The sequence below is a fragment of the Rhizobium sp. X9 genome (assembly GCF_018873185.1).
Classification (GTDB): Bacteria; Pseudomonadota; Alphaproteobacteria; order Rhizobiales; family Rhizobiaceae; genus Agrobacterium; species Agrobacterium oryzihabitans.
The window spans coordinates 120,904-135,813 of the sequence record NZ_CP071313.1; the positions used below are offsets into that span (position 1 = coordinate 120,904).

Consider the following 14,910-nt stretch of genomic DNA (forward strand, 5'->3'; position numbering starts at 1 on the left):
ACACACCCATCTTTTGAAGTTCCTCTTCAAAGCAGTGTCACGGTCGCCGAGAACTGCGTACCGGCCTGAGACTGAAATTTATAGGTCCCATCTAGTTGGCGAACTGATCCGTCTATCAGACGCGTGCCCGTTCCAGACGAAACCGCGCTGGCATCGAAGCCCACACCCTCGTCACTTATGGTCAGGAGACTTTTTCCAGGTTCCTCTGATGGGGTTAGAGCGACCAACAAATGACCCTCATCACTCTCAGGGTAGGCGTACTTGATCGCATTCGTCACAACTTCGTTCACCAGCAAGGCCAGTGCTGTCGCCTTGTCTGCTGAAACTGGCGCAGACTGCAGTTCAAAATCGACATGAAACTTTGCATCATGGGCCGAAATCGCGCTGCAGACCACAGCGCGGATGAGTTCTGCGGCATCGATCTCAGCATATGCGTCGTGCTTGTAGATCTGCTCGTGAACCGCGATCATCGACTTGATCCGGCTGCTGAGCGCTTCAAACCCTTCTGATCCCCGCATTTGGAGTCGGACCAGTGACATCACGGATTGCAGGTTGTTCTTCACTCGGTGATGGATTTCGCGCAGAAGCATCTCGTTGGTTTCGAGCGCTTTGGCGAGTTGCGCCGATTGCAGTTCTTGATCCCTCAGGAGGTGCAGGATCCACCACCCAGCGATGGCAGCACCGCCGATGATTATGAACGCGACTACACCGAGCATCAGCAGCGTCTGCCGAAACGGTTGAATGAGGAACTCGTAGTCTGCTGCGGCTACGGCTATGAAGGGTGTCCCTTCCACCCGACGATATGCAACTACGCGCCTCACTCCGTCCATTGGTGACGTCTCTGCAAGATACGTCCCTGCCGGCGCCTCCTTCAGATACTTTGTGAAGAGGATGTAGCCGGACATGTCCAAAGTCGTTGCGGGCAGAGGGTAGCGCGCCACCAGCATGCCGTCATCGCGAACAAAACTGATGGCATAGTCGCCGCCGAGATCCACTGTTTCCCATATTGGCCGCGTAATGCTCGTAGGAACGGACACCATGATGGCGCCCATGAATCTACCTTCTCGCACGATCCGTCGACTGAATACAAAAATTTGGTCGCCGTTGAGACGGCTGATGAGGAGGGAGGAAACATACTCTGTCTGTCCATCCCTGACGGCTGTGAAGTAGTCCCGATCCGTGATGTCGACGGGCTTGATCTCGGGGTCGGTCGAATAAAGCGTTCGGCCTTCAGCATCGACAACATAGGCCTGAACGCCGCTCGGCAATCCTTTGGTCGCCACGTCCATATCACGGATATTGCCGTCGAACCTCAGATCCGTTAGGCGAAGTGCATCGTCAATCCGGCGAGCCGTCTGCGTACCCATCTGATAGATCCAAGACACATGGCTTGCGACGATTTTTACAGATGCAACGGCGCGCTCTTCGGCCCGGTTGATCGTTGCAAAATAGGATTGTGCGGCCCATGTACCGAGTATGGACAATAGCGCGACCAGAGCCGCCGCGGTGGCAACCGCTGCGACCTTCGACACAGATCGGGTAGATTCGCCTGTTGTCACCTCCCATCCTCCCGATGTGGTCCGGCTGATGGATTCTGAACACAGCTAACGAGGCGGAACATAAAGATCAACGGAAATCCAGACAGCTCAGTCGGAGAGCGAGACCGGTGTGTTGTCAATCCAGTTATAGGCCGCCTGGACCAGGGCGAGGTTGGATGCGTAACTGACCGCTGCAGTTGCGACGACCATTTGGGCCACGGCATCTGCCACGTCACGGCGGTTGCGATCATCGGCCTTGAGAACAATTTCCTTTAGATCGTCTGCATCTCCTCCTGCGGCGTAGAACAGGCCGATTGCTGCCGTCATAAGCCTCTCCCGCTTGTCCGGGGTGAGGGCCACCTGCCGCAAAGGGTCCAGCGCTCCCAAGCGTTCTACGATGCGGTTTTGCAATTCACTCATCTATGCTCCCTCATCCACATGGCTAATCCATCAACCGAGCAGCGCGGCCGCTGCGCCGTTGGGCACTGTTGTAGTATTGCGATGCCTGCTGAACGGATCGATGCCTTGACTGCTCCATCGCTTCGGGCAAAGGAATCCCACGATTGGCGGCTTCTGTCAGGTAGCCGGATCGCAGCCCGTGAGCCGAAAACTCCGCCGGATCGAGCCCGGCTAGTTCCGCCCGGTGCTTTAGAATGTCGTTGATCGCCTTCGGGTCCAGAGGCCGGCGCGAAACATTGCCCCAGCGATCAATCGCCCTGAAGACACTGCCCTTGTCAATTTTTGAAGCCGCAAGCCACGCGTTCAGGGCATCGATCGGTCGACCGCTGAGGTAGACGACTTCATCATTGTCGGCGCCGCTGGTCTTCGTGCGCCCAAGATGAATGGACAGGGAAGGTAAGGGAGGGGCTTCGTCAATCTGGATTGGCTCTTCGGGCTGCAGCTGTTCGATCCTGAGGCCCGCGATTTCGCTGCGGCGACGGCCGCCCGAGGCAAAGGCAACCATCAGGATCGCTTGGTCTCTGACATCACGCAGGCTTCCCGTCGTGCAGGTTGCGAGCAGTCTGGACAGAATATCCCCTGTAACGGCCTTGGCGCTTTTCCGCTTCTTTGGCCGCGGTGTCGCACGTACGGCCAGCCGGATTGCGGATTTAAAGGCAGGGGAGCTGAAAAAGCCGTCCAGCCCGCGCCATTTCGTCAGCGTCGACCAGGTGGCAAGGCGCCGGCGCACGGTGTCAGGCGCATGCGGGCCGGGCGACCGAAGCAGTCCTTGAATGCGGAGCTTCTGCTCGACGTCAGCTGGCATGCCGTGATCCGGATCCGTCAGGCGCTTTTCCGCATCCCACAGGTGATGCGCGACAAACTTCAGCAGCAGCGCCTCCGGCGCCGGCCAGGGCAGGGCGTCGCCGGTCGATGCCAGAGACCAGGCTTGCAGATAAGCAAGATCGGAGGTCAGCGCTCTCAGCGTATTGGCGCCCATGCCTTCATTGACGAGATGACGAAGCGTCTCGACATCCTGATCGCTCAGCAGTTCCGCCAGCTCATCGCGGCGCTCCATCGGCAGCACCGCAGCGATGGTGTCGAGCGTGGCCGCGCGGAGATCGACAGGATCTTTCATGAACAATGAACCTCAGAATTGGAGCATGTGGGTTGAAATGTGCGACAGGGGTGATTTGCAAAGGTTCCGTAATTCCCGTATAGTCCGGAACAAAGGAGATCTGCCATGACATCGATTGTGACAGCCGCCGCGGTTTCGAAGAATTTTGGGGCCTATCAGGACGCTGCAGTCCGAGAGCCGGTGATCATCACCAAAAATGGTCGCCCGCGTACTGTGCTGATGGCCTATGAGGACTATCTCCGTTTGGCCAAGCGTGATCGGCGCGTCGAACTCACCGCTGCTCTTGATGACGATGAGTTGGCCGCGGTCGAGACGTCGACGATGGAGCCTGGCTTGGATCATCTCAATGCCGAACTGCTGATGGACAAGAATGCTGCCGACTGACCCGAAAGTCGGCTGGATCTTTCGCTATTCCTATCTCTGGCGCTGGCAGCATCTGGACGGACGGGAAGAGGGTGACAAGGATCGCCCCGCTCTCGTGCTTGCCATTGTTGCGACGCTCGAGGACGGGACGCCGGCAGTACGTGTCCTGCCAATCACGCATTCCCCACCGTCCGATCCCAGCGAAGCAATCGAAATCCCAGCGGCCACCAAACGCCGCTTGGGCCTGGATGACGAGCGGTCGTGGATCGTGCTCACCGAGAGCAATCGTTTCGTCTGGCCGGGGCCCGATGTTCGCCCTGTTGACAGCGAGAGCGGATATCATGGGCCACTGCCTCCGGCACTCTTCGAAGAGGTAAAGCGGCGGTTTGTCGATCTTGCGAGAAGCCAGCGTCACAAGGCGACCATCCGCAGCGACTGAGCTGCTCTTCATCCTGTTGTTCGCCCTCGAATTCTGCGCGTCCAGCAGTGATCTTCGCCGTGATTTGCCACGACTTTAGGCCTTCAGAGCCGTCAGATCAATCACCACCGATAAGGGTTACTTATCGATGGTTTAAAACCCAGCCGTTAATCATACCATGTGACGAACTTGATTATTCAACTAGAGTTCGTTTAGCAAATCGTTTACCATAAAATCAATGGCTTACGATGTTTCAAAAATCAGCATGAATGCCTTGATGCGGCCGGCTTTCGACGCCGGTATCGCGCTTACGCGTCTCGACGAGCGCATCGCCCGTTCGCCGGTTGGCGCCGGCTTCCTCGAGCGGTCGCAATATGGCGACGCGTGTGCCTCGCTGTGGATCGACGGCGAATTGGTGCATCTCGAGGACCTCGTCCTCCATGACGCCACCCGTGACATCCGTACACCGACCCACGAACTGACCATCGCCCGCGACGTGCTGCGCACTCGCCGGCGCATCGCCGCCCAACTCCCCGGCTGGGCACTGTCCGCAGAGGGTATCCGCACGTTGCGACAAGCATCGGACATTACGTCGGCTGGCGCCGACGCTGCGGAGCAGGCCGGCATCATGCGGTCCGCGGCTGAGGGAAGAAATCCGGAAGGGGAGGGGAAAGAAATCGATGAAGCCGAAGGGCTTCCCGGCGTCGACCTCGCAGCCATCGATGCGCTGCTAGCACGATCGGATGCTGCGATCGAACACGCAAAACGCCGCGACCGTCCTGCGGTCGACAGCCGCGAGCGAGACACGCTCGTCTATGATCTCGACTGGGACGAGGATGCAAGGATCGACGAGTGGCGCGAGGTATTGCGCCAGGCCGAAAATCTGCCGGAGGCGCTGCAGGCCATCATCGCCCTCGATGCCTGGAACGCGCTCGAGGTTCTACAGCACGCACCCTGGCTCGGGAGGCTGTTTGCTGCCGCCATGCTGCGGCAGGCCGGCATTACCACGGGTGCCCATCTGGCTGCGATCAACCACGGCCTCAAAACCATCCCTGTCGATCGGCGAAGGCATCGCGATCGGGAAACACGGCTGCTGGCCATCGCCCACGGTTTGTTGGCGACGGCGGAGATCGGTTTGAAAGAGCACGACCGGCTGGTACTGGCTCGCCAGATGATGGAGCGCAAATTGGCGGGAAGACGCACGTCTTCGAAATTGCCGGAGCTGGTCGAGCTCGTCATGGCAAAACCGCTCGTGTCGGCCGCGATGGTGGCGAAAACGCTGGACGTTACGCCGCAGGCGGCGCGGCGGATCGTGGTGGAACTCGGCCTCCGGGAGATGACGGGGAGGGGCAGGTTCCGGGCTTGGGGAGTTCTCTGATCGCAGTCCTTCAAGCAGGCTAGCTAGGCGCAATCTATTTCAGGGGATTCTAGACAGTCTTTTGCGCTCAAAAGTGGAATCTTCTCCATCAATCGTGATTGAGAATTCAGCCTAAGTCAGCGATAAGTTTTCGGTGTGCGAAGATGGAAGGTCACATGGGAATGCACCGCGCTCAACTTCTGCAAGGTATTATTTACAGGATGACGCATCTGCGGGTCATCGTGGAGCAGTCGAACCAATTAAACTTGCAAGATATAAACGTCCATGCAGAAAATTTCTTCCGTGACCTTCTCAATCTTGCCTTCGACTACGACCTGCAGAACATCAACATCGTCGAGCCAAACGCCACCGCGATTGATCTCGGCTGCGATAGCAGTCGGATCGCGATCCAAGTTACATCGACGCCCGACCTCTCTAAGATCAAGCACACCTTTGATCGCTTTACCGGCAAGGGGCTGCAGACGAAGTACGATCGCCTCGTCATGCTCATTGTAGGCCAAAAGAAAAAATATCGCGAGACGGGACTGGGCGACGATCGGTTTAAATTGTCGTTTGGCGACGATGTCTGGGACATCGCTGATCTTCTTAAAAAAATCGGAGACCTCTCAACCGCGAAGATGGAGGCATGCCACGATTTCCTGTCTCGCGAGTTGCTTGTACGCGAACCGAAGCTTTCTAACGAAGTCGGCACTCTCGTGCGTCTCATCGAGGTCTTGAGCTCCGCGGAAGAGGGGTTGTCGTCAGGAGACAATCGCGAGGATCCTGATCCCGACGGCAAGATTCACGATCGCTTCGCAGATCATGCCCCATTCTTGACGCAGCAGTATGTCGATCTCCATGAACTTTATGGTCGCGTCCTGTCCGAAGTGAACGCGCACACGGATCTCGGCCACATCCGGGTTCGGAAGCTGCAGATCTACCTCATGAACTGGAGCGACCGCGTTCTGACTGAATGCGGAGGCGATCCTCAAGCGGCACTTGAGCTCTTGACTCAGCGAGTTCTCGGTATGATGGGAAGCAGCGACGCTGGGTTCGATGATGGTGCGGTCAGGTACTACCTCATCGATCAGCTAATCATGTGCAACGTCTTTCCGAACAAGAGGTCGCAAAGTGCCTAGCATCTTTCTGAAAGACGAGGCCCTGAACAAATCACCTGCGATCGTCGGCTTCGAGATCGCTCGTTACCTGAAAGATTCAGGTAAGCATCGGGTCAGCATCTTCGACGTGGTGGACCGGTTCAAGCGCGAGTCCTGGTTCTCATCCAACTCCTTTCTATACGGACTGACGTTTCTCTATGCCGTCGGTTTGCTTGATTTCGATGAACCTTACCTGATCGCGCGCGATGCGGATTAAGCGATTATACACAGATCCACCCGCGATTGACCCCATCGTGTTTGGGGAGGGGGTCAATATCATCCTGGGTGAGAGCGATGCGACAAGCTCGAAGAACAACGGGGTGGGCAAATCGCTCTGCATCGAGTTCGTGAACTTCGCGCTCCTGAAGCGCAAGTCCGACAGCCGCGTGACAAGAATTCCGAAGGCAGCCTTCGATCCCGCCACATTTATCTGCATCGATTTCGTAATGCACGGGATCCCTTACACTATCAGAAGGTCTGTCGCCGAGGCGGAGCGCCCGCGTATCACTGTGGCGGATCGCGAGACGACGTTTGCCAAGGTGGAAGACGCAACTGACTTTCTCGCGGCTCGACTGTTCGGGGATGACAGGTCAGAGATTGGTTTCCGCGAGATCCTTGGACCGCTGGTCCGGGACGAGCGGTCGGAGTTCAAATCCATCGTGAGCTGCTTCGACACGAAGTCGCGGATCCCAGACAATTACGCTCCGCATCTCATGCTCCTAGGTATCGATGTCGACATATACCGCTCAATCAAAGGCATTCAAAAGGAACTCGACGACATCGGCACGGAGGAGCGGCGTATCAAGGACAGTGTGCAGCTCGTCAGGCAGAAGGATCTCGACGAGGCTAGGTCCGATCTCAACGCTCTCGAAGAGGAAGTCGACAAGATACGTGAAGGAATCGACGCGCTCGAGAATGCCGCCACCTACGACTTAATTAAGGATGAGGTCCTTGAAATCGAGCACTTGATGGGAGAGCTGAGGGGTCGAAAGGAAGTCCTTTCCCGGCGGTCTGCCCGTCTGGCTCCTATCGCTACGGAGCAATCGGTCAACGGCATTTATATGCTCAGCTAAACTGGGAGCGGAATTTCTCCATTCCTGTTCAACAGCCGGTCAACCATAAAAATTTGCGACAGGCCTGGTTGTCGTAACTGTTGCCGAGCCGCCATTGCGAACAGGGGAGCAGCACCCTACGTTCCGAGCTACTGAACACAACGGATGGAACAACCATGAGCGTAGCCAACGAACACCGGCACGAGCCGGGTGACGATCATGAGCATGACCACGCACAGGTCGTGACAAATGACAACGAACGGCGTATCCGCTTTGTCTTCATCTTCACTATCTGTTACGCAGCCATTCAGGCAGCGGGAGGCTGGCTGTCTGGTTCACTCGCGCTGATCGCCGATTCCGGGCACATGCTGTCTGACGCTGCAGCCCTGCTGCTGGCCTTGATCGCATACCGCATGGCGCGACGGCCAGCCGATGCCACGCGCACTTATGGCTATCACCGCGTGCGCGTGCTGGCCGCGCTAGCGAACGGTGCGACCCTTCTGCTTCTGGTCCTTTGGATAGCCTGGGAGGCCATAAACCGCATCAACCAGCCGGTCGACGTCATGGCAGGACCGATGCTGATCGTTGCCGTCATTGGGCTGCTCGTCAATCTTGCAGGCGCTTGGGTGCTATGGTCCGGCAACAAGGGCGACGCAAATCTGCGCGGCGCATTCCTCCACGTCATCGGCGACCTGCTTGGATCTGTAGGTGCAATTGCAGCAGCGGTCGGCATCATGCTGACCGGCTGGACCATCCTCGATCCCTTGCTCTCAGTTCTCGTTGCCGTTCTCGTCGTCCGCTCGGCATGGGGTCTGGTGACGGATTCGATCACTGTTCTGATGCAAGCTGTTCCCCGCGGCATCAAGGCCCGAAGTGTCGAAACGGGTCTGGCTGCGCTGACCGAGATATCCGAAGCTGGACATTTTCACGCCTGGACGCTGACGGACGATACCATCGTGGCGACGATCCACGTCACTCCGGCTGAAAATACCGATCCGCTATCGCTTCCCCAGCTGGTGGCAGGCTGGCTGAAAGAGCGCTACGCGATCGATCACGTCACGGTTCAGGTCGATCCACCTGGCTCGCTCGTGAAAGCAGAGGGATCAAATACCTAAAATTCAGGCCATGACTATGGCGATCAGCGGAATGTGATGCCGCTGTCGCTCAAAATCTGCATTGCGCCTCTTGCAGCTCAAGCTACTAGAGGTTTTATCTTGCGCGCGATTTGCAGTCGGGAGAGCACATGCAGCGCAGACAGATAATGATCGGGGCAACGGTTACGGCAATCACAGCGCCTTTGTTTTACAACCGCAAGGCTGAGGCGCAGAGCGCACCGGTTGGACTGATGGATCCCGGCCCGCTTCCCGAACGCATATTCGGAGCAGCGGATGCGCCGGTGACGGTCATCGAATATGCCTCGATGACCTGTGGGCACTGTGCGAATTTTCACATCAACATCTGGCCCACGCTCAAAAAAGAGTTCGTCGATACAGGCAAGGTGCGCTTCATCATCCGCGAGTTTCCGTTTGACCCGCGCTCGACGGCAGCCTTCATGCTGGCCCGATGCGTGGGGGATGACAAATGGTACGCGACGGTCGACCTGATGTTTCGCAGCCAGTCGACATGGGCGCGTGCATCCGACGGCAAGCAGGGTTTCCTGTCCGCACTTTCCATGACCGGCCTGGACGAAAAGCAGCTTGAGGCCTGTCTTGCCGATCAGGCCTTGCTGGACAACGTTAACAAGATCGCAGCGACGGGCCGGGAGCTTGGCGTCACTTCCACACCCACGTTCTTCATCAACGGGAATAAGTATGAAGGCGTCATTCCGGTCGATGAATTCCGCTCGATCGTTGAGCCTCTTCTCAAGGAAGCCGGGAAATGATCCACCATCCGCGTCACGCATTCATCATCACCACCATTGCGCTTCTTTGTGCCACCACCGCTTTTTCACAGGATACGGCAAAAGATGTGGCGGCGCGTGTAAATGGCGCCGAAATCACCCAATCGGACGTCGCCTTCGCCGCACCCCTCTTCGGTGACCCGGCTCCCAACATATCCCCCGAAGCCCGCACCTCTGCCGTGGTCGATGCGCTGGTCGACATCAAGCTGCTTGCTGAGGCCGCGCGCAAAGCAGGGATAGATAAAGACCCGGAATATCAACGGCAGCTGAACTTTCTGTCCGAACAGGCACTGCGTTCGACCTATCTATCGCAGCAGCTCGACAAGGCCGTCTCCGATGCAGCGATACGCAAGATCTACGATCAGCAGGTCGCGGCAATTCCGCCCTCAGAGGAAATCAAACTCAGCCATATCCTGCTGAAAAGCCGCGAGGACGCGACCGCAGTCATCGCGGCGCTGACCGCAGGCGAAAGCTTCAAAACATTGGCCGCCAGCCGCTCAACCGATACGGTCACCGGCAGCAAGGGTGGCGATCTGGGTTTTCGTCCCCGCCAGGCACTGCCAGCGGAAATCAACACAGCACTTGATGGGCTTAAGCCGGGCGATTTCGCAAAAACGCCGGTCGAGACAGCGTTCGGCTTCCATGTTGTGCGGCTGGACGAAATGAGAAACACACCTCCCCCTTCGTTCGAAACCGTTGCGCCGCAAATCCGTCAATCTCTAGAGACGGCAGAAATTCGCCGGATCGTCACGGGCTTGCGGTCCAGCGCCAAGGTGGAAAAGCTGGTACCAGACGTCGCATTGCCGGCGGCAAGTGACGACGGTCATAATCACGACGGCCAGAACGCGGAATAAGCCACACTCATGCCTACATCGAAATTCAGCCGTGTCTGTCTTCGCCGCTACGACGCTGTCTGCCGCCTTCCGCGGCTGGCGGCGCTCGCTCTCGCCGGCATGCTCATGTCGGGTTGTGTTGCGATGGACATGGGCCTCTCCGAGCTTTCCTCAGAGCCGCCGAAATTGTCAGGCGCGGTCATCGCGGACATGTCGAAAAAGGGCATGACGCCCGCAAGCCCTGTGCTGGTTCGCATTTTCAAGAAGGAAAGTGAGCTGGAGGTCTGGAAGATCGACCGCACAGGCAATTATGCGCTCCTGAAGACCTACCCGATGTGCCGCTGGTCCGGCAAACTCGGCCCCAAGAAAAGCGACGGAGACCGGCAGGCGCCGGAAGGTTTCTACCATGTCTCCGCTGGAATGCTGAATCCTAAGTCGCAATATTATGTCTCTTTCAATCTCGGCTATCCGAACCGTCTGGAATCGGCGCTTGGCTATACCGGCGATGCGCTGATGGTGCATGGCGCGTGCTCGTCTTCCGGCTGCTACGCCATGACGGATCAGGGCGTTGGAGAGATCTATGCGATCGTGCAGGAGGCTTTGCGAAGCGGACAGGACCGCTTTCAGGTTCAGGCCTATCCATTTCGAATGACGGCCGAGAACATGGCGCGTCACCGCGACGATCCGAATATGCCCTTCTGGCGGACCTTGAAGGAAGGGTACGACATATTCGCGGTGACGCGCCGTCAGCCGAAAGTTTCCGTCTGCGACCGGCGTTACGTGTTCAACACCGAGTTCACGGGCGGGGAACCCAGAGATCCTCTCGCCGCCTGCCCGGCAGGCGTGTCGCAGAATGCAGCAAGTCTCGTTGCGCAACTCGATACCGAGCGCCAGAAAGCCGAAACGGCCTTGTCGGCCTCTTCCTCCGTCGCGGCCCTCGCCTATGTCGATGGCGGTATGCATCCGAGCTTCCGCTCACTGTTGAAGAAACAGGGAGCGACAAAGATGGCGGAGGCGGTATCGGGCATCAAGTATCCCGTCAGCCGGCCGGATGCGGCGCTTGCCGATCCCCATGAGACCTCGAGGTCTTGGAGACCTGTACAGTCCGCGGGAAATTAAATCTTAACTCTTAAATTCAAGGCAACGCACCTCATCTCGTGACGTTGCGGCAAGGGAGCCAGATTGAGGTTCTTTAAAACTTATCGCCCGTCGCTAGACTACCGTCTGCTCGCACTTTTGGCAGCCTTATGTTTCTGGGCGTTTTCAAACGCGACATTCTGGGAAAAGGCCGGGCGTTATCTGGCGGACGAGATGGGCGCATTCTTGGCGCTCAATCTCGTCATAGTTGCGTTGTTTTTTGTCCTGACGATTCTTTCAGCTGTCAAATATCTCTTCAAGCCAGTGCTTGTGTTGCTTGTCTTGCTGGCTGGAGGCGCGTCCTGGTTCATCGACAATCTCGGCGTGTTGATCGATACGGATATGGTGCGCAACGTTTTTGAAACGACCTCTGCCGAGGCCGGGGACCTGCTGACTGCCGGTTACTTCCGGCACATGCTTCTCGTTGCCGTTATTCCCTCTCTCCTCATCTTGTGGGTTCGGGTCAGATTTCCATCCGCCGAACGCGTCGTGTTGTGGAATGTTGGCATCACGGCTTCCTGCATTGCAATCATCGCCGGTAGCGGAGCGCTTTACTACAAGCCTTATTCAGCCGTTATACGGACCAAGCGTGAACTGGCGAAAACCCTCAATCCGGTTACACCTCTCGTCTCTATCGCCAAAGTGGCTCTGGCGACAGGAAATGAAAGAAACGTTGTCGTCAAGCCGCTGGGTGAGGATGCAACCGTGACCACTCCGGTGGACGGCTTAAGCAAGCTACGCGTTGCTGTCATCGTCGTTGGGGAAACGGCGCGCGGTGCTAATTTCTCTCTCGGTTTCTATGAACGCGAAACCAATCCGCTTCTGAAAAAACAGGACGTCACCTATTACTCCAATTTCGCCAGCTGCGGCACGGCAACCGACGTCTCCCTGCCGTGCATGTTCTCCAATCTGAAACGTTCGGGCTACACCCATGCTGGAGGATTAGAGAATGAAACGGCGGTCGATGTTCTCAGACGGGCAGGCATCGACATGACGTGGATCGAAAACAACACCGGCAGCAAGGGCGTTGCGGACCGGGTTCGCGTCGTCAATATTTACAATTCCAACGATCCACGCTTCTGTGCCGATGGCACCTGCGACGACGAGATCGTTCTCGAAAAGATTGATGAGTGGCTCTCAAACGTGAAGCAGGACAGCGTCCTCGTCTTCCATCAAATGGGCAATCATGGCCCGGCCTATTACAAGCGGTATCCTGAGGCGTTCCGTAAATTCGTGCCCGAGTGCACGACCACCGAGCTGGCGAAATGCAAGGACCAAGAAATCGTTAATGCCTATGACAATGCCATCCTTTACACCGATTTCGTCCTGTCCGGCATCATCGACCGCCTGAAAGCCCGGACCGATACGCTGGCGACAGGTATGCTCTACGTCTCCGACCACGGGGAATCGCTGGGGGAAAATGGCCTCTATTTGCACGGCACGCCCTATTTTATAGCGCCCGACGAACAGACACGCATTCCACTGCTAACCTGGTTCAGCCCGGAGTTCGCAGCCTCGATGGGGCTTGATATCCGCTGCCAGCAACAAAGACGCGAAAACACATTTTCGCACGACAACCTGTTTTCCAGTCTTCTCGGCATGATGAATGTATCCACCAGCGTTTACGAGCGTGATCTGGACATGTTTGCGGCCTGCCGTGGCGGCCAACACCAACCCTCTCTCAATAACTGAAATTGCAAATCACGGGGACTTGAATGCTATTCGATGATAAACAGCTTAAACGCCGGGGCTTCCTGCTGGGAGCCGCTTCCCTGACCACGATGCTGGCGGGATGTGCGACGGTAAATCAGCCTGCTCCGACACCGGCCATTGCCCGCAGGCCGATCGGCCCGCCAGGCGAAGCCGAAATGATCACACGCTACGCGGGCCTCGAAGATGGCGGCCACAAGCTGCCAGCCGTACCGTTTCAGCAGATCGATCCCAAGTTTTACCGTCAGCGCGTCGAAGATCCGACAGGCGAACCTGCGGGAACGGTCGTCGTAGATACGCCATCGAAGTTCCTTTATGTCGTCGAACCAGGTGGCACGGCCATGCGTTATGGTGTTGGTCTCGGCCGCGCCGGTTTCGCCTGGCAAGGCGAAGGCATCATCCAGTGGCGGCAGAAATGGCCGCGCTGGAAACCACCGGCAGAAATGATTGCACGGCAACCCGAACTGGAAAAATACTCGGTCGAGAACGGTGGACAGGAACCGGGACCAAGCAATCCGCTCGGCGCACGCGCGCTTTATATCTTCCAGAACAGTCAGGATACGCTCTATCGTCTACATGGCACGAAGGAATGGTCATCCATCGGCAAATCGGTTTCCTCCGGCTGCGTCCGTCTGATCAATCAGGATGTCATCGACCTCTATGAGAGGGTTCCCTACAAGGCTCGGATCGTCGTCAAACAATAGACAGCTAACAGCAGATTTTATGGCTTCTACCGGGCATATATATGCCCGGCGTGTTGAACCGATGCAAAAACCACAAACCGCCAGCCTGAGTTTAATTAAATGACAGATCCGCAACAACCGGAATGTGATTGGATCCAAAATCGGGGCCGACCCGCCAACTTGCCAGTCTTAAAGCACCCGAAACCGCGATATGGTCAATCATGGAACCGAATCTGAACGGTAGCCGACGGCTGAATCGTGTCATCACAGGAACATTGCTTGCACGTGCGAAGAATAATCCGCTTTTCTCAAAAAATCTCGCAAAGTAGGGTGACCACGGCGGTGTGTTCCAGTCACCGGCAACAATAAGCTTCGCGCCCTCTTTTTCAGACAGGACAGCATCCGCCAATCCGTCGAGATAAGCGTTTCGGCCTTTCCAGCGGGCTGGCGAACGCGGTGTATCGGGATGTAGTGCATAAAGAATCAGCGGATCATTTTCCGTCCCCAGAACGAGGCGCATCGGATATCGCTCATACGCCTGCGCGGACGAAAGCCTGACCTCCGAGAGAATAGGAAGACGCGAAAAGACTTTCATATCGTCGCGCGCTGGCAGGTTAGAACTGCTTTGATAGCCAAACAGGCCGCTAGCCGCGATTGCTTTCTGCCAGCGGTCTTCAGTCTCTTGAAGAAAGAGGACATCTGGCTGTTGCTCCGTCAGAAACCGCAGAAAACCCCCAGGTTCCGCATCATTGTGCATCAGCAGGTTGGCTGAGATAACGCGTAAATTCCTGTCCGCAGCCCCCTGCGGTGCCTGAGGCTGCATAAAGAACGGCATCAGACTTGCCAGAAATGCAAGGGAACACAAAAGCCGCGCCGGTCGCTCCCCAAGAAGGAACGTCGCGAGCAGCAGGCAAAAAGCGGATAGAGTGACGTAGGGCCAGAACAGGAAAACAATATCGAATAGCCAGAGGCTACTTCCGAATATCAATGCAGAAAGAACGCCGCTCAAACTGCAAATCGAAATAAAAAGCAGACTTTTTCCAAGCTTACCGTTGCGGACAGAAGTCATTCATTTCACCACATTGAGCATAAAGAGCCGAGACGGTAAGTTTAACATATTAGCTTTAATAATATATCAAAGCGAGTATGCAATAATCTGTTCGCTTCCGAGAACTCGTCACGGATA

Annotated in this window: 16 protein-coding genes; 12 read left to right on the forward strand and 4 right to left on the reverse strand. The window is 56.7% G+C overall.

Features of this window, described 5'->3' with window-relative positions:
* Positions 1-26 precede the first annotated feature (26 nt).
* The 3 genes from JZY08_RS26385 to JZY08_RS26395 form a co-directional block, all read right to left on the reverse strand.
* The gene (locus tag JZY08_RS26385) at positions 27-1,559 is read right to left on the reverse strand and encodes a histidine kinase dimerization/phosphoacceptor domain -containing protein (protein ID WP_157951615.1); all 1,533 of its coding nucleotides are present in this window, start codon (positions 1,557-1,559) and stop codon (positions 27-29) included.
* An 87-nt stretch (positions 1,560-1,646) separates the two neighbouring features.
* Positions 1,647-1,958, reverse strand: coding sequence for a hypothetical protein (locus tag JZY08_RS26390; RefSeq protein WP_149149109.1), 312 nt, complete (start codon positions 1,956-1,958; stop codon positions 1,647-1,649).
* Positions 1,959-1,980: 22 nt separating this feature from the next.
* Positions 1,981-3,114 carry a site-specific integrase gene (locus JZY08_RS26395; protein WP_149149108.1) on the reverse strand — a complete coding sequence of 378 codons (1,134 nt, stop codon included), beginning with the start codon at positions 3,112-3,114 and terminating at the stop codon, positions 1,981-1,983.
* Positions 3,115-3,219: 105 nt separating this feature from the next.
* Between JZY08_RS26395 and JZY08_RS26400 the strand changes: the two genes are divergently transcribed.
* The 12 genes from JZY08_RS26400 to JZY08_RS26455 all read left to right on the forward strand — a co-directional run bounded on the left by JZY08_RS26400 (position 3,220) and on the right by JZY08_RS26455 (position 13,745).
* Positions 3,220-3,498 (forward strand): type II toxin-antitoxin system Phd/YefM family antitoxin, encoded by a 279-nt coding sequence (locus tag JZY08_RS26400; RefSeq protein ID WP_107341299.1) that lies wholly within the window; start codon positions 3,220-3,222, stop codon positions 3,496-3,498.
* Positions 3,485-3,916 carry a plasmid maintenance toxin (PemK-like) gene (locus tag JZY08_RS26405; RefSeq protein WP_107341298.1) on the forward strand — a complete coding sequence of 144 codons (432 nt, stop codon included), beginning with the start codon at positions 3,485-3,487 and terminating at the stop codon, positions 3,914-3,916. The genes JZY08_RS26400 and JZY08_RS26405 overlap by 14 nt, the downstream gene beginning before the upstream one ends.
* A gap of 208 nt (positions 3,917-4,124) precedes the next feature.
* Complete coding sequence (locus tag JZY08_RS26410) at positions 4,125-5,273, forward strand: RHE_PE00001 family protein (RefSeq protein WP_035226360.1); 1,149 nt, start codon at positions 4,125-4,127, stop codon at positions 5,271-5,273.
* Between the two features lie 155 nt (positions 5,274-5,428).
* Positions 5,429-6,391 (forward strand): SMEK domain-containing protein, encoded by a 963-nt coding sequence (locus JZY08_RS26415; protein WP_225337950.1) that lies wholly within the window; start codon positions 5,429-5,431, stop codon positions 6,389-6,391.
* Positions 6,384-6,626, forward strand: a complete 243-nt coding sequence (locus JZY08_RS26420; RefSeq protein ID WP_035226358.1) for a hypothetical protein — start codon at positions 6,384-6,386, stop codon at positions 6,624-6,626. The genes JZY08_RS26415 and JZY08_RS26420 overlap by 8 nt, the downstream gene beginning before the upstream one ends.
* On the forward strand, positions 6,616-7,482 hold the full coding sequence (locus tag JZY08_RS26425; protein ID WP_107341922.1) for an AAA family ATPase: 867 nt from the start codon (positions 6,616-6,618) through the stop codon (positions 7,480-7,482). Before JZY08_RS26420 ends, JZY08_RS26425 begins: the two co-directional genes overlap by 11 nt.
* Positions 7,483-7,637: 155 nt before the next feature.
* Positions 7,638-8,576: a cation diffusion facilitator family transporter gene (locus tag JZY08_RS26430; RefSeq protein WP_003501216.1), complete on the forward strand. Its 939-nt coding sequence runs from the start codon at positions 7,638-7,640 to the stop codon at positions 8,574-8,576.
* 230 nt (positions 8,577-8,806) lie between these two features.
* Positions 8,807-9,343: a DsbA family protein gene (locus tag JZY08_RS26435; RefSeq protein WP_257784230.1), complete on the forward strand. Its 537-nt coding sequence runs from the start codon at positions 8,807-8,809 to the stop codon at positions 9,341-9,343.
* Positions 9,340-10,215, forward strand: a complete 876-nt coding sequence (locus JZY08_RS26440; protein WP_003501213.1) for a peptidylprolyl isomerase — start codon at positions 9,340-9,342, stop codon at positions 10,213-10,215. Before JZY08_RS26435 ends, JZY08_RS26440 begins: the two co-directional genes overlap by 4 nt.
* A gap of 99 nt (positions 10,216-10,314) precedes the next feature.
* Positions 10,315-11,313 (forward strand): murein L,D-transpeptidase family protein, encoded by a 999-nt coding sequence (locus JZY08_RS26445; RefSeq protein ID WP_107341923.1) that lies wholly within the window; start codon positions 10,315-10,317, stop codon positions 11,311-11,313.
* A gap of 63 nt (positions 11,314-11,376) precedes the next feature.
* Entirely contained in the window at positions 11,377-13,023 is a 1,647-nt protein-coding gene (locus JZY08_RS26450) for a phosphoethanolamine transferase (protein ID WP_035226354.1), read from the forward strand.
* 23 nt (positions 13,024-13,046) lie between these two features.
* The gene (locus JZY08_RS26455; protein ID WP_003501207.1) at positions 13,047-13,745 is read left to right on the forward strand and encodes a L,D-transpeptidase; all 699 of its coding nucleotides are present in this window, start codon (positions 13,047-13,049) and stop codon (positions 13,743-13,745) included.
* A 91-nt stretch (positions 13,746-13,836) separates the two neighbouring features.
* Here the strand turns inward: JZY08_RS26455 and JZY08_RS26460 are convergent, their stop codons facing one another.
* Positions 13,837-14,793: an endonuclease/exonuclease/phosphatase family protein gene (locus JZY08_RS26460; RefSeq protein WP_003501205.1), complete on the reverse strand. Its 957-nt coding sequence runs from the start codon at positions 14,791-14,793 to the stop codon at positions 13,837-13,839.
* Positions 14,794-14,910 lie beyond the last annotated feature (117 nt).

Bases quoted from the DNA above. Each gene is read 5' to 3' on its own strand.
- JZY08_RS26390 (WP_149149109.1), bottom strand. From the start codon at position 1,958: ATGAGTGAATTGCAAAACCGCATCGTAGAACGCTTGGGAGCGCTGGAC.
- JZY08_RS26395 (WP_149149108.1), bottom strand. From the start codon at position 3,114: ATGAAAGATCCTGTCGATCTCCGCGCGGCCACGCTCGACACCATCGCT.
- JZY08_RS26400 (WP_107341299.1), top strand. From the start codon at position 3,220: ATGACATCGATTGTGACAGCCGCCGCGGTTTCGAAGAATTTTGGGGCC.
- JZY08_RS26405 (WP_107341298.1), top strand. From the start codon at position 3,485: ATGCTGCCGACTGACCCGAAAGTCGGCTGGATCTTTCGCTATTCCTAT.
- JZY08_RS26415 (WP_225337950.1), top strand. From the start codon at position 5,429: ATGGGAATGCACCGCGCTCAACTTCTGCAAGGTATTATTTACAGGATG.
- JZY08_RS26425 (WP_107341922.1), top strand. From the start codon at position 6,616: ATGCGGATTAAGCGATTATACACAGATCCACCCGCGATTGACCCCATC.
- JZY08_RS26430 (WP_003501216.1), top strand. From the start codon at position 7,638: ATGAGCGTAGCCAACGAACACCGGCACGAGCCGGGTGACGATCATGAG.
- JZY08_RS26435 (WP_257784230.1), top strand. From the start codon at position 8,807: ATGGATCCCGGCCCGCTTCCCGAACGCATATTCGGAGCAGCGGATGCG.
- JZY08_RS26440 (WP_003501213.1), top strand. From the start codon at position 9,340: ATGATCCACCATCCGCGTCACGCATTCATCATCACCACCATTGCGCTT.
- JZY08_RS26445 (WP_107341923.1), top strand. From the start codon at position 10,315: ATGCTCATGTCGGGTTGTGTTGCGATGGACATGGGCCTCTCCGAGCTT.
- JZY08_RS26455 (WP_003501207.1), top strand. From the start codon at position 13,047: ATGCTATTCGATGATAAACAGCTTAAACGCCGGGGCTTCCTGCTGGGA.
- JZY08_RS26460 (WP_003501205.1), bottom strand. From the start codon at position 14,793: ATGACTTCTGTCCGCAACGGTAAGCTTGGAAAAAGTCTGCTTTTTATT.